Source organism: Pelosinus fermentans JBW45 (genome assembly GCF_000271665.2).
GTDB lineage: Bacteria > Bacillota > Negativicutes > DSM-13327 > DSM-13327 > Pelosinus > Pelosinus baikalensis.
Genome location: NZ_CP010978.1, coordinates 2,462,922 through 2,484,667, shown reverse-complemented (window position 1 = coordinate 2,484,667; position 21,746 = coordinate 2,462,922). Strand labels below are relative to the sequence as shown.

The window sequence follows — 21,746 nt, the reverse complement described above, 5'->3', positions numbered from 1 at the left end:
CCATTTTTAAATTACTCCCACCGATTAATAATAATATCCAACCCTACCCACACATCCCCCTGGCAGTACTGCTCAGCAATTGACTGCAGCGTGTCACCAGGGTTTACTGTATATTGCATTGCAACTAAGACCAACACCACAATAAACTGTTTCATTTTAAAGCCCTCTCTTTCTCTGTGGCCCTCTAAGGCTCTTTGTTTCAACCCACCCTTGCAATGATACTCCACTAGTACTATTCCCGCCCCTAACAACGTCTAGCGCTCCCAGGACAATCCTCTCGCTATTGGCATGAGGGGCTATCTTCGCCCCTTGGCCATCCACCCTATCAGACTACTAAATATTGCATATTCTGCTTCTGTACGTTGTATTTTCATTTTCCTACCCCAATAGCCGGCATGGATCTTCATAATCACGGCCAATATTCTTGATATTTCTTAGATCAGGTGGTACCACGTTTAATTCCCTCGATTTCGGGATGATAGGCCTGCTCACTGGCGCATTTTCTTCACGCGCTTGGTATGGTTCTCGAATCACAAAATACCGATTCGTCAGCAATGTTGCTTCTGCGCCATCACTCGGATCAGGAATCTCGTCCACTTGCCGATCAGCAAATACTGTACTTTGACACTCGCGACAACGTCCTTTCGTTCGGCCACCTGGAAAGCCATTATACATATTAGCAAAATACTCAGCGCCACATGAGCATTCAATACGATATCGCTCCTGGTCGGTGGTGGAAGTACTTTGAGTTTGCACCTGTATCGGCTTCGCCCATTCAATATCTGCCAGACCAGACACATGCATGGCGAAAACTTCCTGCATATCAATTGCCACGAATTCATCATCTACGAACTTGGCACAAATGCTTCGTGAAAAGCGGCTTGGACGCTTAATTTCAGCTATGAGACATTCTGTCATATGCTTGGGCAGGACATTGCAATTTTCAGACCACTGTTTGACGTCTCTTAGTACCCGATTGCAACGTCCGCATCTTTCGCTCATGCAACATCGCCATGCTTCTTTTGAGTAATGGACTCCAGGCAACCCTTACATATTGATTTCCCCTTAAATTCACTAACGTCTTCAGAACTACCACAAAATAGGCACTCATAGGACGGTTGGTATTTTTGAAGAATAATACGATCTTTATCAACAAAGATTTCTAAACCATCTTTCTCTCCAATTTCCAGCGTTGTTCTGACTTCTATCTGACAAGCACTACACCAAACCGACTAGCAACCTGCTTCACCGCATCGATAACCATAGGTAAAAACTCATCCGATTGACTCCCAAACCCCCCATCGATCGTAAGCCAGTCCACTTTAGAACCCGCCCGCCTGGCTAACAGTTCCGCTAAAGCAAAACGAATGGCAAAGTCTATGCGCAGCTGCTCTCCACCGCTATACGTCTCATAGATGCGCTCACCAGCCCAATCACCAACAATGATATCTAAGGTTTCAGCCAAACCGCTCCGGCTTTTCAGTTCCTTTTGCGTTTCAAATTTGGGATAGTTCTTACCGCCAGACATTTGACCAAGAATATCATTGGCAATACGCTCGAGTTCAGGTACCGCATTTTCAATAATAAGAGCAGGGATTCCATCTCTACTAAAGGCTTTCACGAGAGTCTGGTACCGGACTACTTTCTTTGACAAGTCAAGCTTTTCCCATATCAACAACACACTCTATCTTTTATTGCAACAATGGGCAAAACATCGACACCCCAACAAAAATTCATGGTGGCGATTAAACAAATATTGGCATGAAAAAAATGGTAAGCCATGGCTGTTCATGTCGGGTGAACACAGCCTCATAAATCTAAGAAGGATAAATATCATCCGGCATCCTAAATTACAGATTTCTAAAAATCCCTTCATTCATGAAGCGTATTTTCTAAAAAGAAAGATGAACTTAAAATCACTGTTTGCCGCCAGAAAGGGTTAAGAAATGCTTGAGCCGTATGAGCGGGAAACTCTCACGTACGGTTCTTAGACGAGGAAAAGGGAGCAATCTCTTTTTCTTAGTCGATTATACAAACCCTAGATTTAAAAAGCTAGTTAAAAAATTTACATTAGGGCAATCCATGTCAAGACGCGGTAATTGCTGGGACAATGCACCGCAAGAATCGTTTTTTGGACATTTTAAAGATGAAGCATATATTAAGTCATGCGAGACTTTAGAACAGCTAAAAGATGAAATTAAACAATATATGATCTACTACAATAACTACAGATATCAATGGAATTTAAAGAAGATGACTCCTGTTCAGTAAAGAAATCATCTTCTTAATATTGCATAGGCTTTTTTTACTGTCCTTGACAAAGGGTACACATTATGGATAGGCTGTGCCTTTCTTTTGAGCAACGATTGCTTGTACGTGAACAAGTCGGATAACTGTCAGCTGACTCATTCATATGCTAAATTGATATTAAGACTTGTTATGACACCACAGTCATGTCCAAAGTGACTTTTGGTATTCGCCGAAGTCCATCGACTATTCCTACCTATCAAGAACAAATACTCTCACCCCATGGGTACGCCCTAGCTCATATAGTTCTTCGTCTGAAGCGTCTATATGAACGTCAAACACTTTACCTTTAACCGCCCCACCAGTATCTTCTGCGATACGCCGAAACACTCTGCCGTCAGGCATAACAATCTCAACCTCTGAACCTAATGGAACTACGTCCGGATCAACAGCTACAGTCCTGCCTGAAGTAGCCGTTGTGCCTGATGCTGTTTTACCCATATCATTGTACCAAGTCACCTGTGCGCCATCTATGTAGCGAGCCACTCGATTCCCACCACGGCTAGTTGGGTAGACATCACGCTGGATCGCCAGCTCACGCCTTAGAATTGCTATGTCTTTTTGCATGTCCTCAACCTTTTGCTGGTTCATTTGGGCCTCAGACGTTATTTGTGCTATTCGAGCTTCATCTGCTTGCTTTTGATCAATGATTGTTTTGTAGTTGATGCCAACGCCAAGTAGTAAGGCTATTATAATCGTGCCGATAGTCAATTTTAGTCTCATCCTATCACTCCTTCAAATGATATATTAAGGCTTAGCTTATATTATATCGGTAAAGTGGAAGCGGTATCAATGGATAAATTTTCTTATTCCCGTTAGAGGTCATCAAGGGTAACTGTCTGTCCTTGCTATTTGCAACTACAATACTATATTTTACAATAATATGTAAAAATATAAGTAAAAGAAAAGACAGCCCTGTTCCACTAATGGCTGGGCTGTGTGCTAATCCTGTATCATATTTTCTTTTCGATCAACTCTCAGAAAAATAAGGGGACGGATTACTTATAAATTCGTTAAGGCAGTCTTCTCTTGCTCGGTTAGCAACTTGTCAGCGTATGCAATAAGTTTTTTCTTATTGTATAGAGATAAGGCTTTATACAATCTTGATATCTTATCTCTACCAGTAATAAGCTCACCTTGATCTATGTATAGCTCTGTTATCTCATTGATATAATCAATCGGTAAATTAAAGGCTTTAGCGTATACCGCTATATTTTTTCGTGATGGTGATTGAACCCCGCGGAAATGTTCATTTATGGTGGCATCATCAAAACCAGTCTTTCTACAAAGGTCTGCCTGAGATAGATTATTTTCTTCAATATATATTTGTAGCCATAAAGAAAAAGGTGTCATTAGGTTAGTCCTCATTTCTAAAAATATCCATTTTTTCTTTTATTGAATTTCACTTCTTCACATTCCCAATAGTAGCTATTATCTAATTGTTTCTGTTGGTTGCAATTTTTCTTCATCATTAAAACCTATACCCACTATTTCAACAGGCTCAGTTAAAGATTGATTTTTAGTGATTTTTTTTTACGCTTACTAAAAATCAAAGTCCTAAATTTAGATTCCCCAAGCAGCTTTAATATATCTGTCCATTTCCGGTTCTATATTATAAGTTATAAAATTCCATGAGAAGAAAAAAAATCCTGCCAAATTTCTACAAAAATCTTAGCTTAAAGCGCTAGCAATAGTTGAGTCAAGGCTGATGCCTGATCATTATACTCACTTATAATCAAAGTATAAAAAATTCACCCATGGGCATAATTATTGACAAACACCCCTTTATCAACTATATTAAAGTATATACGAATTGCGTATACGCAATCAAATTAATAACGCCAAAACGCCCCTGTTGACGCAGGAGCGCTTGGCAAAGAGGAATACTAGAGGCTACCTAAGTAGTGCTTGGATGATCTGAAAGATTATTCAAGTAAAGACACTTGAAACTATGATTTTGAAAAACTTAGTTTCAAAGTGCATCGGCAATCACCTCCCGTATTCAATTAAGGACAACTACTGCGAATAGTTGTCCTTAACTATTATACTGCAATTTTGTTACTTGCTGCATTTCAGCCTGTATTAAATGAGTTGTATCGCGCGTGCATTCATGGCCTTGATTGTATGCACAGTCTGTATAGCTTTCACTGTATCACCTCTTTTTTTATATAAAAAAGACCCGCAATGCAAGCTTTCACTAAGGTTTATTATAAATTCAAAAAATATTTTTTCTAAAGGTATTTCAAAGGTAATTTGCTAATCATAAATTAATTAGTAGCAGCCTGTTTCATATATAAGAAAAGTACCCGAAGGATGCTCAATATTATCATTTTTACGCTTGTATATAACTCCTCCCTGCATATTGTCTTCAATTGACTCTGATAATAAAAATCGCCCTATTCGGGCGGTAGTGAGCTGTTGCCCATAGCTAGTTTATATAACTGTTCACTATTTAAATATGATTTAAGGATAACGAATGATTCTGGAGATACTTTAAATTCATCACTTAGAATAGCATTTATTTTTTCAGCTAACTCAAGTTGTCCCTTTTGAATTAATTCTTGCTGAATACTTTTTAGTAATTGTTGATCTTGTGTTTGTAAATCATTGATCGCTTCTTCTACGCGATCTACAAAGTTTGAATTAATTGCTGCTAATAATTGTTTTTTTGTTCTCAAGCCATCCATATAAGCAAATACTGCTAATAAAGTACTAACAATAAGTTCCATATTACCCCTCCGCCCATAATACTTTAATAAATTGTTATGAGCGAATAAATAATTATATGCTTATTTTATGTAAAAAAAGAGCCGATGGCCCTTTTTCATCATACAATGTTTCTTAATCATGATAAATATTTATATATATTTCACACTATCATATTACCACGATAAAACTCGCATGTCACTGTCATGTTTTTCGCATCTAGGAGATACCGTCAATGCTGAAGATTAAAGCACTTAGCTTTCCGCACCCCTCACGAATGTCGCGATAGTAAGTGCTTTCATCAATTCCTTCACGCTCACATATGCTCGATATTTTTTCGTCATCGAGATAAACTGCCTGTAAAATGCGATACCTCCGCTCATCCTCAGCCTTTCCAGATGTCTCACAGTAAACCTTATATAATCTTAACATCTGGTCTATGTGAGCTAGGATGATATACGTTCTGGTCACGCTCTTTTTAATAGACTCAATATAAATATCGCTACTATAACGCTCAAGAGAGTCAAGTACATCGACAACCCTCTCAGTCGTTATAGCCTTAGGTAAATCAAACACAGATTCCTTGCAATGCTCTTTCAAAAGTGGGTAGTGTTTTAAAAGCAACTTCGTATTCCTCAGCCGTTTATCATGACGTGATTTCTTTTCTTTCTGACTTTGCTGTGCAAGATAATTCATAGCCGCGCTTACGGCCGCTTCTGCTGCTAGTTTAATAATTAATTCCTTATCCATATCCTCTACCCCAACAAATATAAAATGCCGACACTCCTAGTAATCCCAGGCAGTGTCGGCTTCCGTTCGTCGGTCAGCCAATTATTCTTTTTTCTCCGGACGAATACTCTGCCGTATGTCGACTCGGGTGACTTCACCGTTTTGTATGATAAAATCTACATTCCCAATCTCCACTTTTTGCAGCTGCACACATTGCTGCTATCAATATTCCAACTAGGCAGCCAATCACAGCTGCTAGATATAACCAGGCTATATGAATATACATATTATGTTCTCCCCACTCTTGTTTATCTTATTGATCTAGACCTCACTGCTCCCACTCCCATAGTCGCTGTTTACCCTTTGCTGGCACTGGATCAATTGCTTGGACGTTAGCCAGCATCCAAGCATAACGGCCAATTTTGTAATCACCAAATTCCAGTTCATTACCCATTACTTTCATTTCGTTTTCCAGAACAGCAGTCACTCGCTTTTCAGCGCCGATCTTGAGCGAAACCCATCCGCTGACTTTTAGTCAGTCAACGAGGTCGGCAATTGCAATAACGGAGATGTTTATTTGAAACGCATCGCGCTATTATTGATCTTACTATTTCTATCATTGCCGACCACATTTGCCGAACAAGAAAATATACCTGCAATTAATGATATCTTTATCGTTATTTTTCCTGAAGATTGGACTATACAATCAATTCATAATCTGGCAATGAGAGGTATTTCCCCTAATAAAATTCCTTCAGCAACTATAACATTTTTTGAGAATAACTATCAAAGAAGTCTTGATGACTTAATTCACGATAAGATTAACGGCCAGCCAGCAAGCGGTAAAGCTAAGGAATATCCTATACAGTTAGAAGAGATTCAAAGCTTATATATTGACAATCGAGAAGCAAGGACAATAATATATTCCGGCTATGCTCCAGAAGGACATAAAGCTTATTACGTTAACTGTTATGCCTATGGTGATCAGTATGTCTATTTTATTTGGATTACAGGGAAATATGATGATTTAGAAAATGATCTTAAAATCTTTGATGACATAATATCTAGTATTAAAATATTAAGTAACCATACGCCAGCACTTGTTGCTGATTTTTCTATCCCTCCCATTTTCAAAGTCTTTGCATGTCTTTTATTTAGCACTGCAGGCGATTAGACTCGCCCACGACTGTAATATGGTTATTGCTTTCATGTTATCCCGCCCTTCATTTATCTATTTAGCATAATTAAAAGACTTGATCCTAATAATATCTAATGACATTCCTTTTAAGGAGCAATCATATGGACTTTTTTTATACCCGTTTTTTAATATCATGGGCTTGTTGGCTACTTTTTGCAGATAGATCACGCTGGAAAGAAATGGTCCCTGTTTGTGTTTTGGCATCGGCGTTAGGTTTGATGACAGATCAAATTGTCGAATCGTATATACCTTATTGGGAGTATTACGGAAGTGAGCCAGAAATATTAAGGGAATTCATGGACGATTTTGATGTCTATGTTGTTGTTACCTATCTCTTTATCCAATGGCTTCCTAAAAAGCAGTCATACTTTAATTTGTTTTATTATTGGTTTGCTTGGACTGCCTTGGCGATTGGTATAGAATATATCCATGTGAAAGCGGGACACATGGCTCATTATAACGGATGGACGTTTTGGCACTCATATGCAGCTGATTGGATATTATTTGCGTTATTTTACCTGTACCATAAAATTTTTCAATTAGAAAAGTTATCGAAATAATCTATCCCGCCCTCCCCAATATAACATCTCTCCTACCATCCAAACTGGTTACACCGCACTTTTAATATGCAGTTCTAAATAACAGATTAATCACCTTTATTTACCATAGATCATATTATGTATAGAAGGGGTCTTCATTGGTAATCTAGGAGGTGATCAATAAAAATGGACTATCGCAATTGGGAAGATCCTCAAATTGAAGATTGGGAAAACAGATCAGAAGGTGAGCGCCAAGCACTTTTCGGCTTAGGTTTAGCCCTAGGTTTAGGCTTAGGCTTCGGATTTACCTGTTCTCCTCGTCGCCATTGTTACCCTAGACGATATTGTTGGCCTAGACAAGGCTGTTGGCCGAGATAACTTTTTAGATACTATTCACAAAAAGCTTTCGAGCTTTTCTTTTTGTGGAATAATATCACTCCCAACGATTAACAACAATCTCTAAGCCCAACCCACACATCACTCTCACCAATCAAGTCATAATTCAGCTCCCTGATCCCTTCGTGAAACTCCGCGACCTGACGTGGATCATCCCCCTGGCAAGGCAGTTAGCTTTGCGAGAGTGGCTGCCGAGAACACCCAATTCTTCTAATCGCCTGTTGTACGGATTAGACGTGTAATTGACTAAAGAAAAGGAATTGCTCCCTTTCCCTCGTCTAAGGTAGAGTCGAAGACTGGCGCGCATCCCATAAGTTTCCCAGCGAAAAGTTTCATCGTTTTCACGATGAAACTCAGTCCGGCTATCTTAGTCACGTTTCCAGCCTCCGCCACGTCGAACGCAGCGTGCGGATTTCCCGCACTACGCTCTCCGGTTTGTTTCTCGTTAAGGTTTATGAGACCTATCAAGTTGGTAACGCTTTCGTCTCTGACCTACGGTGAACTCAATATCCATTAAATAGCTTGAGTTCGTTGTATAGCCAATGCCTACTCCACCTTTTCCAACCGAAGCCCTGCTGATTCCTAGATCGCCCCATATGGCGACGTATCTTCTTTTCCACCCAGTCTTTGATGAAGCTGAAGCACTCACTGGAGTGTCCAACAGCAAAATAATTCACCCACCCCCGAAGTATCGGATTTATTAACTGTACCACCCGATTTATCGGTTGCGACTGGTATCGTCGAAATACATCTTTGAGTTTCTGTAGCAGCGCCGTTCGCTTTTCAGCTTTGGCGTATAGTGCGCTCGCCATGCACTGCTCTTGATGCTCCGAAGCTGACGAAAGTCAAATCCTAGAAAGCCAAAACTTTCCTTGCATCCCAAGTCTACAGTGCGACTCTTCTCTTCATTTACTTCAACTTGTAGTTTGGCAAACTCTTCCTGTAGTCGCTTACTTACCGCCTTCAGCAACCAGTCATGGCGTGGATATGCATCAATCAGCACCACCAAGCAAGTAGACCTAGGGAACTTCCCCCTAAGTCTCTCTCAGAACTGTACGTGAACCTCTCAGCTCATACAGCTCCCATTATCCAGCCGTTGGCAGTATCCCAAATTTCCAGTGTGCAAACAGTTTTCTATCACGCTTTGCTATTTCTCCAAGCCAATGTTCAGCTCTTTGTCTTGATTTTCGATTCTTGTATTTCTTGCGAACCCAGTAAACAAGACGTCCATTAATATATCTTAATACTTCATATATCTCTGATTTATAAAAATGCGTGTAGTAATTAATCCATCCCTGTATTTGGCTATTGAACATATTTGCTATGTCCAATAAGTCCTTATCCGGTTTCAACTGCAACTTCCACTTTCTAACTACTTTTCTTATGGATTTCTTCGCCTTTTCTCCCATTGCTGGCAGAAAGTTAGTGAAGAACTTTCCACATTTATTCTTTGCATGTCTTGGTCTGAATGTATATCCCAGAAAATCAAAAGAGGTGTATTCATGATTTCCTATTCGGTCATCATCTTTACAATATACAATTCTTGTCTTATCCAAATTTAATTCTAATCCAAAACACTCAAATCGTTCCTGTAGTCTGCGTTGCAAATATTTCGCTTGTTTAAGAGACACACAGTGTGCAATTCCATCATCCGCATATCTTGCCCACGGTATTGCTGGAAACTCTTTCGTCATATAATCATCAAATACATAGTGTAAAAATAGATTGGCAAGTACAGGACTGATTACCCCACCTTGTGGCGTTCCTGAAGTTCTTAGAACAATCGTTCCATCCTCCATTTGAAACGGTGCTGTCAACCACCTTTGTACATACAGAAGAATCCATTCTTCTTTTGTTTGGTGTTTTACCATTTCTATTAAGTAATCATGTCTGATGTTATCAAATAGACCCTTTATATCAAACTCTAAAACCCAGTCTTTTCTCCAACACCTTCTCCTTGTTACTTCTATTGCCTGTATTGCTGATTTATTCGGCCTGTATCCATAGGAATCTTCGTAAAATATCGGTTCCACGCATGGCTCAAAGTATAACTTCGCTACCATCTGCGCTATCCTGTCCTCTACGGTTGGTATTCCTAAAATACGAGTTCCACCATTCTTCTTTGGAATTGCTACTGCCTTTACAGGTTTCGGGAAATAACTTCCTGACGACATTCTATTCCAAATCTTATAGAGATTATTATTTAGCTTTCTCTCAAAATCCTCAATAGATTGCTCATCCACTCCATAGGTTCCCTTATTTGCTTTCACTCTTTCATAAGCAGTAATTACTGCTCTTTTGGAAATACTGTATGGCTTTGTTTCTTGCATAAGTTCCTCCTCCTTTCAAAGTTGACTTATTCTTGAAACTGAATAATTCGGGTTCTTCGCTCCATTCCCATTACAGAAACTTCATCACTACTACAACCCAATCTGCCCCCATGACTGCATTGGTACTCTTATCTTGCGGTTCTTCCGCTTGATATACTCCCTTAACATCAGCCCGTGGGTTCCCACGTTCCGTACAGACGCCTGTATTAAGTTCATGCCACCTTTATGCCGCCCACCGTCTAGGCAGTAAACAGGTTTCCCCTAGACTTATCCCAGATTAACGACTACCCCCTGGTTTTGATGGAATCTCTACGCTATCGACATTTTCGTAAGTGGTTCATTTGTTCATTCATCTCCTTAATACGCACTTGACAGTTTTATCACTGCCTTTTCCTTAACGCTCAATACCATGGATTTTGGCCACAGCACCTTAAGGTAGTTTGAAACCTCCACCTGTATGGCGATTTCGGTGGACCTACCACCATCATCTGTACAGCATGGCTGCCTTCAAGTAGCTACGCTACTTGGACACTCCTTCGTGGCGCACGATCGTCAGCAAATCTTGCATATTCAACGTAGGTGTATCGCCCACTGCGTGTGACTTCTTTAGCTCGTTCCAGCATCCGATCTACCTCTGTGAGATAGATGTTACTGAGCAACGGCGAAATCACCCTGCCTTGTGGTACTCCTTGCTTACCTGCTGCCGTCAGCATCAGTTTTATTAGATGCATGACGTCCTGGTCATTAATCCGGCACGCTATTTTGTCAAGAAGCAAATGATGCCGCACAGTATCAAAATAGGCGCGTAAATCCAAATCTATAACCCGAGTTTTCCTCTGGACAATCGCTGTTGCTACCCTGTGCACCGCTCATGAGCAGTACGTTTCGGTCGATACCCATACGACCCCGGTTGGAAATCCGCCTCGAAGATCGGCTCCAATATAAACTTGAGTGCACCCTGAACCACTCGGTCACGGATTGCAGGTATTGATAGGACGCGCACTTTTCCTCCATCCTTTGGTATTTCCTGCCGTGTCGCTCGTAGTGGTCGATAGGTGCGCCCAATAAGTTCGTCCTGTATTTCCTCAAGAAAAGCCTCTACGCTTTGCGCTTCAATAGCCTCAAATGTTACTCCATCAATACCAAGGGGCACCGTTATTATTCTTAGCCAATCTGTACGCTTCGCGTAACGTTTCCTTTTTGCATATATGGACGTACAACCCCCAGAATCGCCAGGACGGTTCAGCCTTCGCCTTGACGTATATTCCTCTCCTCAGGTCCTGCAAACTGATGGACGCCTTTATCATCTCGTCCTTGCCTCCCTTATTGTCGAGAATCTTACAAACCGCAGGGCCCCTTCGCTCCACCAGCATTACCTGGCTTCTTAGCTAGTACGAACCCATCCGCCACCCTCTCGCCTTCAGCCCACTTCCCGGGTTTTCCGGTTATAAGGCCTACCTTGCTCCAGTGATTTCGCACCGGGACGAGGAGGGCTTCTCCAGTTGCTTAGCATGTCCTTGTTACCGTGCCGTCGCTTCCACCCCGCCAAAGTGGTATAACCGTATCAGTCAGAATTCGGTTACCCATGCTACCTTCACCCTCACGGTTGCGGGCTCGACCTTCGGATTTCTTCACTTTCGAGGCCACATTTACGTTCATCTTCATTACGGCCCGATCACTCGCACGTTTCCCTCGGAAACGGTTGTCGATAGGCTTCAGAGTCTTGGTTTCCCGCCACCCTGCTATCCAAGCTACGGGGTCCTGACTTTTACCCCGGCAGGACTAACTCCTGCTGAACACGCCAGCCTTATCTGGACGCACAACCGTACGTGAGAGTTTCCCGCTCATACGGCTCAAGCATTTCTTCACCATTTCTGGCGGCAACGAGTGATTTTAGTTTCATTTTCCTTTTCACAAAATACTCTTCATGTATAAAGGGATTTTTAGAAATCTGCAATTTAGGGTGACGGATGATATTTATTCTTCTCAGGTTTATAAGGCTGTACTCATCTGCCATGAACAACCATCTCTTCCCATTCTTTTCATACCAATAGTTGTTTAATCTCCACCATTTACTTTTGTTTGGGTGCCGGTGTTTTGCCCATTGTTGTAATAAAAGATATAGTGTGTTATTGACGCAAGAAAAGGCTTGGCTTGCCACAACATGTTTGTGATAGTTTGTCCACCCTCTAATCACTTGATTTAACCTTCGGATGAGTTCTGATTGCCTATCTGCTTTTCCTTCTTTCAGAATGATAGTAGCACATTTCTTTGTCAGGGTTTTGATGGAGTCCTTTGATGGTTTGACAATTAATTTTCCCTTGAATTTTCGAAATGTCCAGCCAAGAAAGTCGAGTTCATCGTCTATATGCGTAATCCTTGTCTTTTCTTCAGATAAAGTTAATCCCCGATTTTTAAGGAATTGACCGACAATCTGTTTGAGTTCTTCCGCTATTTCTCTTGTATTTGCGGTAATGATAAAGTCATGCGCATATCGCACCAAATTTACTTTGGCTTTTGCTCGATAGTGGTTTTCTATTTTACCCTTTGAATTCCGATGGTATTTATCCTGAATTAATTTTTCAAGACCATCTAGCGTCATATTTGCATAAAGACTGGATATAGCTCCTCCTTGTGGTGAACCTGAGACTGTAGGAAAGAGGTTTCCTTGATATATAAATCCCGATTTCAAAAACTGCTTCATAATTCTTTTATCCATTGGTATATTGTCTTGTAGCCAAGCATGGTTGATGTTGTCAAAGCAGCCTTTGATATCTCCTTCTAATATCCAGATAGGGGAACATTTCCTTGTTAATACACAAAATATCTGTTCACAGGCATCTTTAGCACTTCTTCCTTACGAAAACCAAAAGAAATGTGATCTCCTGTCGTTTCGGCTACTGGTTCGAGTGCCAGTGCATACAGTGTCTGCATGGCTCTGTCGTACATAGTTGGAATTCCCAGCGGTCGTTTCTTATTTTTTCCTTTCTTTTCAATGTAAACTCTTCTAAAGGGTTTTGCTTTGTAGTGCTTATCTGAGAGTGTTAGTACCGCTTTCATTTTTGAAGATGATGTTGACCATAGCTTTTTGTCTATGCCAGAAGTGTTTTTCCCCTTATTCGAAGTTACTTTCTTTACCGCATAGGACTTTGCACAAAAGGAATGGGTTAGTAAGTATTGTAATCTTTTGACTTTGTTCTTGTCGCCCTTCACTGTTGCCTTGGCAATTCCGCATGATATATATTGTAAAAGCCTTAGGAGCCACCTTTAAACCGGGAGTTCTTTATCCATTCGCATTGTTTTGACAGTTCGCCGTTGCTTGACTCCTCACCATTTTGATCGAAGCGTTTCAGCCTATTTCGCTTCCTCCAGCGTAACGATTCCTACGGTGATTCACTTTACGTTCTCCATAGCTTTCTTACTCTAGCAGTTATCCCAGTCTTAGGCTTCTCGGATTTCCACATTGTAAGCGCAATGTACTGGCACGCCAGATATAGCAAATTCACTCATACATTCTCCTTTTTATATTTTATTTACTCTTGGTAATATCTACTTGATATTCACTACTATCGGAAAGCTTCACAATAATATCAGCATTATTTATACTATCGAAGATGCCATACATCATATGTCCCATTAAATCTTTAACTCTTCTATCCATCTGCATTATCCCCTTTTTCGTTTAGCGTTGTTGTATTAATCACTTACTACGCCTTTAAAGTCAAGGGGTTTGCAATATATACTTGTGGCCTGCTTTAATGAAATTGTTTATTTAACCTCTTAGCATCACGCCTTAAAACAGTCCTATCTTTACATATAGCCTGATTAAGTGGACAGTGACGCGAGCGATTCTTTATCTTGGTTGTAAGCGCAGTCTGTATAGCATTTCACTGTATCATCTCATTTTCATATAAAAAAAGACCCGCAATGCAGGCTTTTACTAAGGTTTATTATAAATTCAAAAAATATTCTTTTCTAAAGGTAATTTCTACGTAAGATTAGCAACAGCTATCAATCTTTATTTCATCTGGCGAACGTTTATCTTTACATGATACTCACCTTTTCTGTTTAGCTATCATACAATATATTAATTGACGATAAAGGAGGAATACTTATGGGTTTAGGTTTTGGAGGCGGTCGCAATGGCTTCGGCGGTTCCGGTTGCATTATTATTATAATTATTATCTTGTTACTTTTCTGCTTCGATAATAACGATTGTTCCTCTGGTTGTTAATTTTTCTAAACTAATCCGCCAAACCGTTTCTTCTTGCAAACCACGTTTCCACCAAGACGTGGTTTCTTTTTTTGCATAAAGAAAAGCGCCCTAAAAGGACGCCTGACAGCGATAATATCAACAGAGTCATGACTACATTGATGACACTTACAGTCATGATGGAAATCATGATCACACCATGGGCATTTATGCCAATCTTTCTCACTCTCATGATGACATTTTGGACGCAATGATCTTGCAGTAAGCTGTAGTTATCCAGCAATAACTTCGTATTCCTCAGCCGTTTATCATGACGTGATTTCTTTTCCTTCAGCCTCTGCTGTGCAAGGTAATTCATAGCCGCGCTTACGGCCGCTTCAGCTGCTAGCTTAATAATTTGTTCCTTATCCATATCCTCTACCCTCACAAATATAAAATGCCGACACTCCTAGCAATACCAGGTAGTGTCGTCTTCCGTTCGTCGGTCAGCCAATTATTCTTTTTTCTCCAGACGAATACTCTGCCTATATCGACTCGGGTGACTTCACCGTTTTGTATGATAAAATCTACGTTCTCAAACTCGAGGCAATCTAGCTGGTCTTTCGCCTTTTTAATCTGTTGTATAAGATCATTACTTAGTGTCATTGATCCCCTCCCACTCCCATAATCGCTGTTTTCCCGTTGCTGGTACTGGATCAATATACCAGCAGATCTTAATAATTCAATTCCTCTTGCGACTTCTGATATAATATCTAGACTGTCATATGCAAAGTGAAGTCTTTTTTCATGCCTCATAGCTGCCAGCAGTTCTGGGTTTTGCTTGGATGGCATTATTTCATAAAGTTATAAATGATGATTTACTGTATGGACTCGTGTATTACTACCATCGCCAGTTTCTATTTTTTACGATCTTCTATCATTCAAGTATCAGAAGTTCATGAACAAACTATATCAGCTTGACCGATTATTTTAGCTCTCCTTTAGAGGGCTATTTTTTCTATACCCTCTCCAAATCTAATAATAATTAATAATGGATTTATCACCCTTATTTACCATATGACATATTATGTATAGGGCTTAGCCAATATGAATTAGGAGGTGATACCACGATTTCGATCGTAATTGGAAAGATCGACCAGGTATTCCCTTAAGAATGAGAGAACGCAATAATTATAAAAATTGGAGGTATCTAAATGGAAGAGCAACCTATATATCTAATTTTAGGAGGTATATTGTTTGTCGTAGCAGTATATGCTTATATAAAATATGACTTTTTCAAAGTGAAAGAGTAATTATTATTTTAATATTTTTTACCCCGCCATTTACCAGATCCCATAGGTGAACTATATGTAAATTGTATGGCACCTCTTACGTGACGCTCCCAAATGTTTGGCTGTTCTTTTTAGAGCAGCCATTTTAATTTGCCCTTATTCAATCCCCCTCCCTCACTCTCTCATGTATATAACCCCTACATATGGGGCATACTATTGTTAGCGACCTAGTCGCATAATCTCTCCATATTTCTCTCTTGGCTCTCCGTTGGAGGGCGTTTTTTTATACTTACGCCGCTCCAAATTTCTATTTTCCTTCACATATTTTAAAAGCAATCATATTATGTAATAAACCTCCTTTTCTATATAGGTCTATCTTCTAAGTCTGGCTGCTCTTTTAGAGCGGCCATTCCTAGTTACGCATTTAATCACCATATGGCAATTTAGGCTTATGCCTGTAATCCCTTAGAGGATCGCGTATATATTTATTTTCTTCTCTTAGGTTTACAGTAATTGCTTTAATTTTTCTACCGTCCTATTTTAAAGAATATGTTCGTAAATAATGTTGCTTTTGAAGGTTAAATAAAGAATAAACGTAACATGTTGCTATCATTATACATAAAATATAACAGACCTAAAAAATTATTGGAGGTATAATAAATGGAATCCTATATGCCTAGGTGTGAGCCTATGCATAGGTGTGAGAGACGGTGTATTGGAACACCATATCACTGAACACAGAATTTATCAGAACTGTTCTTACGATATTTGCCAAGTGTGTCCTGGCTGTGGCAATGAGTATGATGACCGCCGTCATGACGAGTGTCCAATGTGTGGTGTACCAGCCGATGCTGCACTAATGGACGAAGATGGAAATCCAGATGGATTTGGTGGATTTGGTAGACGTAGATTTCGTAGACGTAGATTTGGTTTTTTCCCATTCTTCCCGTTCTTCCCTTTCCGTCGACGTTTTTTTTGAAAATTAAAGTTGCTGCTACCCAATGCCTTACTCCCACTACCCCTCCCTCACAGTGGCATGCTATGGTTAGCGACCTCCCTAGTCGCATAATCTCTCCATATTTCTCTCTTGACTCTCCATTGGAGGGCTATTTTTCTTTCCCATTCAATCACGCTCTTATAACAATTAGTCACATTGTTTAAACTAAATCATATTATGTAATATAAACTCTATAAAACCTCCTTCTTATGGCTGTTCTTTTAAGCAGCGATTTTAATTTACTCCCACCGATTACACTAATAGCCTGCATGGATCTTTATAATCACGGCCAATATTCTTGATATTTCTTAGATCAGGTGCCACGTTTAATTCCCTTGATTTTGGGGTGATAGGGCTGCTCACTGTGCATTTTCTTCACGCAATTGGTATGGCTCTCCACAAAATACGATTCGTCAGCAACTTTGCTCCTACACCATCATTCGGATCAGGGATCTTGTCCACTTGCCGATCAGCAAATACTGTACTTTGACACTCACGGCAACGTCCTTTCGTTCGCCCCCCCCGGCAAACCGCTATACATATTAGCAAAATACTCAGCACCACAAGAGCATTCAATACGATATTGCTCCTGCTCATTGGTGGAAGTATTCGCGAAAATCGACTTGAACGCTTAATTTCTTCCATGAGGCATTCCATCATATACTTGGGTAAGGTCATTCTAATTTTCAAACCTCTGTTGAGCGATAGGGTAACGGGTAAACCGTCTTCTTCGCAATTCAGGTCTAGATCCTCTTTCGCTGCTCCACTCTCCTGAGCAACCTTACTGCTCTTAGCAAGCAATCATACTTAACTTGCAAATCCTCAGGCTGCTTTCGTAATCCTGTACTTCTTTCGTAAACCGATCCCAGTCACTCCAAATAAACACCGTAATATCATAACCATCACCGTTAGGATCAGGATATCGTTAATCACCATTTTCAGCCGGTCATATTCCGAAACTCTAAGCTGCAGTGTCTCTAATTCTCCACCTGTCCTTATTGGCTTGAACGGCTTCAGGCGTAGCCATGAACATGATTAGAAGCTTGGAGATCGATACCATTAGATTCTCTTTGCCTGCTAATCAAGATAGCCTAGTCCGTATGTCTGCTGATTTTTCCAGGCGTGTCCGTGCATGCCTGAGCTCAGAAAGAAATTTCTTATCTACGTTCTTTAGACCAGAGTATAATGCCCGTATGGATGGAGTTTATAAGGAACTACATAAATATATAGATGCTCAAATGATAACGATATTCCCAATTGATAATAATATCTAAAAGTATTTTTTACGTAAACAATAGCTCCCTATGTAATTAAGCTAGAGAGCTATTGTTTTCTCTCAACAAACCACTTACCTTCATCGTCAAATAAATAGACCTGCTTGCCCATGATCTTACAGGTATATCGTATACCAACACCGCCACCTTTTAAAGATGTAGCTTGACGCACGTCGATAAGACGGTCAACCTCAAATACTCTTCCGTCTTCCCATTTTATTGATAATGGACGGACATTGCCGTATGTATCATGCTTTGCTAGTACCTCAACAAATACCTTGTATTTATTCATATTCTCACCCCTAAACGAACATATGTTTGTTTAAATTATAGGGTTTTGGTAGGCGAAAATCAAATTGTAAATGCTGGTAAATGAAAACCGTATCCAATAATTACACGCCCCATAACTTCATTCCTTTGCGGAAAACTAAAATAAAATGCGAAGGAGAAAAGGCGTGTCTGAATTAAGTGAACTTAAAAAAAGATTGAAAAGTTACGCACAGAGCTACACAATACATCTCAGGGAAAGTTACTGACTGATCCAGAGGTTATTAGGGTAAGCCATGCATTGGATATTTTATTAGTGAAATATCAGAAAATGTCGCGGGATAAAGGTAGTAAATAAACAAAAAACCGCTAACCAATAAGGTAGACGGTATTAAGTAATTACAAATTAAATAGTGCAATAATTGAGTTAATGGCAGTATACAGTACTAGTATTTCAGCAAAAATTACAACTGGATGATTGTGCCATTCATTTTCTCTTTTTTTATTATTATCCATAAGTCACCTCTTAGTATTTTCAATATTCCAATATATGTATTGTATTATTTATACTATAAAGGATAATTATGACAACTATGTGACAATTTCCATGAGCTCACCCCATGAGTAATGATCACCTTTTATAATAATAAGTTTATATATTATTAATTTTGTACTCCGAACGTTACTGGAATAATTCTAAGCCAGGATTATCTAGTCCTTATCGGGGAAATAACCTTTTACCCGTACTTTAACGGCATTGCTATCAGCGCCATACTTATGCTTGAGCATCTCAATCTTTTCTTTATCGGTTCGATCACATTCCTCTGCATCGATATGAATACAGCAAAATTGGTCACGATCCTTGTGATGGGATTCGTAGAAGTAAAGTATCTTTCCCAATCAGATCATTTCCATCAACTTTTACCACACCTTCAGCATCAAACATAGGACGTTCGTACATTCCAAATTCCACGTAATCACCAATATCTGCACAGGCTATATTTATATATAGCTGCAGAACATGCTAAGCTGTGATACGTGCTTCTTGAGTTAATAATTGTTTAAGCCGGTCTAACTCCGCCTGCACCCGTGGCCTTGCTTGTAGGCGACTACCTATAACGTGCGCTTGCTTTATTGCCTCTACTGGCATATCCAGCTTTAAAGGCAGCCTGTGTTGCATTCCATCTGCCGACATAATAGTGGCAAAATAAAAGTTCCTGATCTGATAATTCTTCTTCAGGAACTTCCGGCTCACCCTTAGTTTTAGGGGTGCACCCTTTTTGCTGTCTTAGAAGTGCAATGGGGGCACCTTTTTTAGTTGTTTTATCCCTGGAACATCCATGCCTTTTTCTCCAAGATTTTACGGTTTCGACCGACACGGCGTATTTTGCAGCAATCTCTTTATATGGCATACCAAGGATATAATCTCGTTGGGTAATCTCATGCTTTTGAGCCACATCACCACCTCATTCCAAATTCGGATAGCATCGTTGACATCGAAGCGCTCATTTTATAACAGGCTATCTTGTGGACTTCCCCTGGGACTTTTGAGAGTTCTATCCTTGCAACGCGCAGAATTAGTATGATATGTATCGCGCGTACATTCATTACCTTGGTTATATGCGCAGTCTGTATAGCATTTCATGTAAAACCTCCTGGCTGATAAAAAATGGCATCAACTAGACAAATTTGTCCAGTGATGCCGTATGCTTAATGAACTGAAATTTATATTTTTTACTCAAATAGACTTTTATATTATCCTTTATATGATGAGTAGTAGATACAATAAAAAGCACCCCGAAGGATGCTTAATAAGAAAAAGAGTATTGATCCTCAAAAAATTATAAACTTCTTTTTATAATACTAGCACACTTTTAAAGGTTAGATACCTATACAGTGCTCTCTATTTAGAATGTTTGCGCACATATATCTTCATAATTAATTACTAACGTACCTATTATATAAGTTCTTAGTAGCCAATGTAATAATAATAATTGAAACTACAATACTTGGCATACTTACGATCCAAGTAGTTACTAGAGTATTTACCCCTATTAATACTAAGTTTAGTAAGGTTAAATAAAAGATCATAGCTACACCTCCAACATAATAATATGCACGTTATTTAATAATAGTCTAGTTTTTTAAGTATTGACATATACAGATTCACCATACGTCTTTTTATCTAAAAAGAGCACAAAGGTTTTAGTATCTAAATATGGGTTCTCCGTCTTGTAGTAGATCTTCTTTTACTTCTTATTTTCGAATAAAAGTCAATGCTCATTGTTAGTATTCCCAAGAAGGTCGCGATTGTTGTTAGTATTTGTTGTATCCTATCATAATCTACTCCCCCATGCACTCACCTCCTAATATAAATTCAGAGATAATCTTATAAGGGTTACACTCCTAACTTACCATAATTTAGTGTTAAAGTAAATTATTAACTTATAGCAAATATCGACAAGCTCTTGTTTTACAGGATATATAATTCTCTAAATAAAAAGAAAAGGCGGCAGAAAATTAATCTGCAAATCCTTCTCAGGTAATTATTTATAAATTTTACTAATATCATTTTATCCCATCTTAACTCGCATGTCACTGTCATGTTTTTCTGACTCTGTTGTGCCAGATAACTCATTGTTGCATTTACGGCCGCTTCTGCGCTAATTTACTAATTAATTCCTTATCTTTCCCCCACAACGTTATCAATACACTAATAGGGCGGTCAATGCCGCCCTATTAGTGTATTGTTTATTCCAAGGCTTAAACACCTTGCTTTTATCTAGCAGTCCAGTAGTATTACCATCAAACGTAATTGCCCTAACATCAAAACTAACCACTGCTGGCGGTTTTTCATCCGTTACATCGTCGACTTGTATCTCATATTTTTTCAGCCATGCCTTTATTGCTTCAATTCCTCCTGGCTTATAGCATCGTGAAGAAACAACAACCGCCCGATAGTGCTACGAACTTCTGTTATAGCTTCCTTAATGCCTTCTACTGGTGGGTCAGGAATGAATTTGCACCTTGCCATCGTATAGCTATTAATTACTCCATCAAAATCAACAGAACTGATTTTTATTATAGAATTCATGGTTATTACCAATCCCAAATTCGTTGTTTCCCCCTAGCTGGCACTGGATCAATCTGTCGAATGTTAGCGAGCATCTAGGCATAAAGACCATATGTAAAATCGCCAAAGTCAAACTCATGCCCCTCAATCTTCATGCCATTTTCTAGAACAGCATATTATGTCTTTCACCAATTATTTTTAGTGAAACTCGTCCAGAGACTTTTATGCAGTCGATTAAGTCTGCAACTGCAATCACAGAGCCTAAAGGCAAGTCAGCAAACTTACTAAATCCACCTTTCCAGCATAACGCTTTATGGATTGACTCTGGCTGTTGCCTATTTTGGTCTTTGACGATATCCGGCCATTGCTTTCCTGCATGAATTGCTATCAATCCCCGATACTTAGTCGCCCAAGAATGTTTGGCTGTTCTTTTTAGAGCAGCCATT

31 protein-coding genes and 1 pseudogene are annotated in these 21,746 nt (G+C 39.5%); 7 read left to right on the top strand and 25 right to left on the bottom strand.

All coding sequences use genetic code 11. The annotated features are described in order from the left end of the window. Positions 1 to 11 precede the first annotated feature (11 nt). From JBW_RS24720 to JBW_RS25990, 3 genes are all read right to left on the bottom strand, one after another. Positions 12 to 155 carry a LysM peptidoglycan-binding domain-containing protein gene (locus JBW_RS24720; RefSeq protein ID WP_144408440.1) on the bottom strand — a complete coding sequence of 48 codons (144 nt, stop codon included), beginning with the start codon at positions 153 to 155 and terminating at the stop codon, positions 12 to 14. A gap of 223 nt (positions 156 to 378) precedes the next feature. Next, positions 379 to 1,002: a hypothetical protein gene (locus JBW_RS10845; protein ID WP_007957444.1), complete on the bottom strand. Its 624-nt coding sequence runs from the start codon at positions 1,000 to 1,002 to the stop codon at positions 379 to 381. A 202-nt stretch (positions 1,003 to 1,204) separates the two neighbouring features. After that, complete coding sequence (locus JBW_RS25990) at positions 1,205 to 1,654, bottom strand: hypothetical protein (protein ID WP_162484830.1); 450 nt, start codon at positions 1,652 to 1,654, stop codon at positions 1,205 to 1,207. A 368-nt stretch (positions 1,655 to 2,022) separates the two neighbouring features. On the opposite strand from JBW_RS25990, the pseudogene JBW_RS10835 reads away from it, so the two are divergent. Further along, a pseudogene (locus JBW_RS10835) lies at positions 2,023 to 2,271 on the top strand (IS3 family transposase); the annotation flags it as partial. A 228-nt stretch (positions 2,272 to 2,499) separates the two neighbouring features. Here JBW_RS10835 and JBW_RS10830 read toward each other — a convergent pair. From JBW_RS10830 to JBW_RS24980, 6 genes are all read right to left on the bottom strand, one after another. After that, positions 2,500 to 3,030, bottom strand: coding sequence for a 3D domain-containing protein (locus tag JBW_RS10830; protein ID WP_007957447.1), 531 nt, complete (start codon positions 3,028 to 3,030; stop codon positions 2,500 to 2,502). 279 nt (positions 3,031 to 3,309) lie between these two features. Beyond that, positions 3,310 to 3,660, bottom strand: a complete 351-nt coding sequence (locus JBW_RS10825; protein WP_007957449.1) for a helix-turn-helix domain-containing protein — start codon at positions 3,658 to 3,660, stop codon at positions 3,310 to 3,312. A gap of 1,043 nt (positions 3,661 to 4,703) precedes the next feature. Next, on the bottom strand, positions 4,704 to 5,036 hold the full coding sequence (locus tag JBW_RS10820; RefSeq protein WP_007957456.1) for a hypothetical protein: 333 nt from the start codon (positions 5,034 to 5,036) through the stop codon (positions 4,704 to 4,706). Between the two features lie 196 nt (positions 5,037 to 5,232). Then, complete coding sequence (locus JBW_RS10815) at positions 5,233 to 5,763, bottom strand: hypothetical protein (protein ID WP_007957459.1); 531 nt, start codon at positions 5,761 to 5,763, stop codon at positions 5,233 to 5,235. A gap of 133 nt (positions 5,764 to 5,896) precedes the next feature. After that, on the bottom strand, positions 5,897 to 6,028 hold the full coding sequence (locus JBW_RS25985; RefSeq protein ID WP_007957460.1) for a hypothetical protein: 132 nt from the start codon (positions 6,026 to 6,028) through the stop codon (positions 5,897 to 5,899). A 42-nt stretch (positions 6,029 to 6,070) separates the two neighbouring features. After that, positions 6,071 to 6,229 (bottom strand): hypothetical protein, encoded by a 159-nt coding sequence (locus JBW_RS24980; protein ID WP_158453456.1) that lies wholly within the window; start codon positions 6,227 to 6,229, stop codon positions 6,071 to 6,073. A 90-nt stretch (positions 6,230 to 6,319) separates the two neighbouring features. Here JBW_RS24980 and JBW_RS10810 point away from each other — a divergent pair, with 90 nt between their 5' ends. From JBW_RS10810 to JBW_RS10800, 3 genes are all read left to right on the top strand, one after another. Further along, positions 6,320 to 6,916, top strand: coding sequence for a hypothetical protein (locus JBW_RS10810; protein ID WP_007957462.1), 597 nt, complete (start codon positions 6,320 to 6,322; stop codon positions 6,914 to 6,916). Between the two features lie 125 nt (positions 6,917 to 7,041). Continuing rightward, entirely contained in the window at positions 7,042 to 7,500 is a 459-nt protein-coding gene (locus tag JBW_RS10805) for a CBO0543 family protein (RefSeq protein WP_007957464.1), read from the top strand. A 165-nt stretch (positions 7,501 to 7,665) separates the two neighbouring features. Beyond that, a complete protein-coding gene (locus JBW_RS10800; RefSeq protein WP_007957465.1) occupies positions 7,666 to 7,857 on the top strand; it encodes a hypothetical protein in 192 nt (63 codons plus the stop codon). Positions 7,858 to 8,378: 521 nt separating this feature from the next. On the opposite strand, the gene JBW_RS26200 is transcribed toward JBW_RS10800, so the two are convergent. The 10 genes from JBW_RS26200 to JBW_RS25670 all read right to left on the bottom strand — a co-directional run bounded on the left by JBW_RS26200 (position 8,379) and on the right by JBW_RS25670 (position 15,249). After that, a complete protein-coding gene (locus JBW_RS26200) occupies positions 8,379 to 8,687 on the bottom strand; it encodes a group II intron maturase-specific domain-containing protein (RefSeq protein ID WP_052697329.1) in 309 nt (102 codons plus the stop codon). Continuing rightward, positions 8,594 to 8,884, bottom strand: coding sequence for a hypothetical protein (locus JBW_RS25105; protein WP_162484829.1), 291 nt, complete (start codon positions 8,882 to 8,884; stop codon positions 8,594 to 8,596). Before JBW_RS25105 ends, JBW_RS26200 begins: the two co-directional genes overlap by 94 nt. A 76-nt stretch (positions 8,885 to 8,960) precedes the next feature. Beyond that, a complete protein-coding gene (gene ltrA, locus JBW_RS10785; RefSeq protein WP_007956688.1) occupies positions 8,961 to 10,205 on the bottom strand; it encodes a group II intron reverse transcriptase/maturase in 1,245 nt (414 codons plus the stop codon). A gap of 515 nt (positions 10,206 to 10,720) precedes the next feature. Next, positions 10,721 to 11,071 (bottom strand): reverse transcriptase domain-containing protein, encoded by a 351-nt coding sequence (locus JBW_RS25325; protein WP_268747882.1) that lies wholly within the window; start codon positions 11,069 to 11,071, stop codon positions 10,721 to 10,723. Continuing rightward, positions 11,059 to 11,358, bottom strand: a complete 300-nt coding sequence (locus JBW_RS25320; protein WP_200897015.1) for a hypothetical protein — start codon at positions 11,356 to 11,358, stop codon at positions 11,059 to 11,061. The genes JBW_RS25325 and JBW_RS25320 overlap by 13 nt, the downstream gene beginning before the upstream one ends. Positions 11,359 to 12,012: 654 nt before the next feature. Then, positions 12,013 to 13,032, bottom strand: a complete 1,020-nt coding sequence (locus JBW_RS25315) for a reverse transcriptase domain-containing protein (protein WP_327078738.1) — start codon at positions 13,030 to 13,032, stop codon at positions 12,013 to 12,015. Continuing rightward, positions 13,017 to 13,433, bottom strand: a complete 417-nt coding sequence (locus JBW_RS25980; protein WP_268747894.1) for a reverse transcriptase N-terminal domain-containing protein — start codon at positions 13,431 to 13,433, stop codon at positions 13,017 to 13,019. The genes JBW_RS25315 and JBW_RS25980 overlap by 16 nt, the downstream gene beginning before the upstream one ends. A gap of 301 nt (positions 13,434 to 13,734) precedes the next feature. Then, positions 13,735 to 13,866: a hypothetical protein gene (locus JBW_RS25975; protein WP_268747881.1), complete on the bottom strand. Its 132-nt coding sequence runs from the start codon at positions 13,864 to 13,866 to the stop codon at positions 13,735 to 13,737. A 583-nt stretch (positions 13,867 to 14,449) separates the two neighbouring features. Then, entirely contained in the window at positions 14,450 to 14,845 is a 396-nt protein-coding gene (locus JBW_RS10770; protein WP_144408438.1) for a hypothetical protein, read from the bottom strand. Next, complete coding sequence (locus JBW_RS25670) at positions 14,842 to 15,249, bottom strand: hypothetical protein (RefSeq protein ID WP_235334184.1); 408 nt, start codon at positions 15,247 to 15,249, stop codon at positions 14,842 to 14,844. Before JBW_RS25670 ends, JBW_RS10770 begins: the two co-directional genes overlap by 4 nt. Before the next feature lie 1,122 nt (positions 15,250 to 16,371). Between JBW_RS25670 and JBW_RS24710 the strand changes: the two genes are divergently transcribed. After that, positions 16,372 to 16,668, top strand: coding sequence for a hypothetical protein (locus tag JBW_RS24710; protein WP_158453455.1), 297 nt, complete (start codon positions 16,372 to 16,374; stop codon positions 16,666 to 16,668). A gap of 393 nt (positions 16,669 to 17,061) precedes the next feature. Here JBW_RS24710 and JBW_RS10760 read toward each other — a convergent pair whose 3' ends face one another. Then, complete coding sequence (locus JBW_RS10760) at positions 17,062 to 17,487, bottom strand: hypothetical protein (RefSeq protein ID WP_036680574.1); 426 nt, start codon at positions 17,485 to 17,487, stop codon at positions 17,062 to 17,064. A gap of 230 nt (positions 17,488 to 17,717) precedes the next feature. Here JBW_RS10760 and JBW_RS24705 point away from each other — a divergent pair, with 230 nt between their 5' ends. Then, complete coding sequence (locus JBW_RS24705) at positions 17,718 to 17,960, top strand: hypothetical protein (protein WP_144408436.1); 243 nt, start codon at positions 17,718 to 17,720, stop codon at positions 17,958 to 17,960. A 49-nt stretch (positions 17,961 to 18,009) separates the two neighbouring features. Here the strand turns inward: JBW_RS24705 and JBW_RS10755 are convergent, their stop codons facing one another. Further along, positions 18,010 to 18,252, bottom strand: coding sequence for a hypothetical protein (locus JBW_RS10755; protein WP_007954601.1), 243 nt, complete (start codon positions 18,250 to 18,252; stop codon positions 18,010 to 18,012). A 192-nt stretch (positions 18,253 to 18,444) separates the two neighbouring features. Here JBW_RS10755 and JBW_RS25970 point away from each other — a divergent pair, with 192 nt between their 5' ends. Further along, on the top strand, positions 18,445 to 18,585 hold the full coding sequence (locus tag JBW_RS25970; RefSeq protein ID WP_144408486.1) for an aspartyl-phosphate phosphatase Spo0E family protein: 141 nt from the start codon (positions 18,445 to 18,447) through the stop codon (positions 18,583 to 18,585). Between the two features lie 353 nt (positions 18,586 to 18,938). Here JBW_RS25970 and JBW_RS23765 read toward each other — a convergent pair whose 3' ends face one another. The 4 genes from JBW_RS23765 to JBW_RS10740 all read right to left on the bottom strand — a co-directional run bounded on the left by JBW_RS23765 (position 18,939) and on the right by JBW_RS10740 (position 21,745). Then, complete coding sequence (locus tag JBW_RS23765) at positions 18,939 to 19,127, bottom strand: hypothetical protein (protein WP_052697328.1); 189 nt, start codon at positions 19,125 to 19,127, stop codon at positions 18,939 to 18,941. Between the two features lie 209 nt (positions 19,128 to 19,336). Beyond that, positions 19,337 to 19,684 (bottom strand): terminase small subunit, encoded by a 348-nt coding sequence (locus tag JBW_RS10750; protein ID WP_007954599.1) that lies wholly within the window; start codon positions 19,682 to 19,684, stop codon positions 19,337 to 19,339. A 1,445-nt stretch (positions 19,685 to 21,129) separates the two neighbouring features. Next, complete coding sequence (locus JBW_RS24430; RefSeq protein WP_007954597.1) at positions 21,130 to 21,339, bottom strand: hypothetical protein; 210 nt, start codon at positions 21,337 to 21,339, stop codon at positions 21,130 to 21,132. Positions 21,340 to 21,463: 124 nt separating this feature from the next. Further along, complete coding sequence (locus JBW_RS10740; RefSeq protein WP_007954596.1) at positions 21,464 to 21,745, bottom strand: hypothetical protein; 282 nt, start codon at positions 21,743 to 21,745, stop codon at positions 21,464 to 21,466. Between the last annotated feature and the right edge of the window lies 1 nt (position 21,746).

Bases quoted from the DNA above. Each gene is read 5' to 3' on its own strand.
- JBW_RS24720 (WP_144408440.1), bottom strand. From the start codon at position 155: ATGAAACAGTTTATTGTGGTGTTGGTCTTAGTTGCAATGCAATATACA.
- JBW_RS10845 (WP_007957444.1), bottom strand. From the start codon at position 1,002: ATGAGCGAAAGATGCGGACGTTGCAATCGGGTACTAAGAGACGTCAAA.
- JBW_RS10830 (WP_007957447.1), bottom strand. From the start codon at position 3,030: ATGAGACTAAAATTGACTATCGGCACGATTATAATAGCCTTACTACTT.
- JBW_RS10825 (WP_007957449.1), bottom strand. From the start codon at position 3,660: ATGACACCTTTTTCTTTATGGCTACAAATATATATTGAAGAAAATAAT.
- JBW_RS10820 (WP_007957456.1), bottom strand. From the start codon at position 5,036: ATGGAACTTATTGTTAGTACTTTATTAGCAGTATTTGCTTATATGGAT.
- JBW_RS10815 (WP_007957459.1), bottom strand. From the start codon at position 5,763: ATGGATAAGGAATTAATTATTAAACTAGCAGCAGAAGCGGCCGTAAGC.
- JBW_RS25985 (WP_007957460.1), bottom strand. From the start codon at position 6,028: ATGTATATTCATATAGCCTGGTTATATCTAGCAGCTGTGATTGGCTGC.
- JBW_RS10805 (WP_007957464.1), top strand. From the start codon at position 7,042: ATGGACTTTTTTTATACCCGTTTTTTAATATCATGGGCTTGTTGGCTA.
- JBW_RS10800 (WP_007957465.1), top strand. From the start codon at position 7,666: ATGGACTATCGCAATTGGGAAGATCCTCAAATTGAAGATTGGGAAAAC.
- JBW_RS26200 (WP_052697329.1), bottom strand. From the start codon at position 8,687: ATGGCGAGCGCACTATACGCCAAAGCTGAAAAGCGAACGGCGCTGCTA.
- ltrA (WP_007956688.1), bottom strand. From the start codon at position 10,205: ATGCAAGAAACAAAGCCATACAGTATTTCCAAAAGAGCAGTAATTACT.
- JBW_RS25975 (WP_268747881.1), bottom strand. From the start codon at position 13,866: ATGGATAGAAGAGTTAAAGATTTAATGGGACATATGATGTATGGCATC.
- JBW_RS25670 (WP_235334184.1), bottom strand. From the start codon at position 15,249: ATGCCATCCAAGCAAAACCCAGAACTGCTGGCAGCTATGAGGCATGAA.
- JBW_RS24705 (WP_144408436.1), top strand. From the start codon at position 17,718: ATGATTAGAAGCTTGGAGATCGATACCATTAGATTCTCTTTGCCTGCT.
- JBW_RS10755 (WP_007954601.1), bottom strand. From the start codon at position 18,252: ATGAATAAATACAAGGTATTTGTTGAGGTACTAGCAAAGCATGATACA.
- JBW_RS10740 (WP_007954596.1), bottom strand. From the start codon at position 21,745: ATGGCTGCTCTAAAAAGAACAGCCAAACATTCTTGGGCGACTAAGTAT.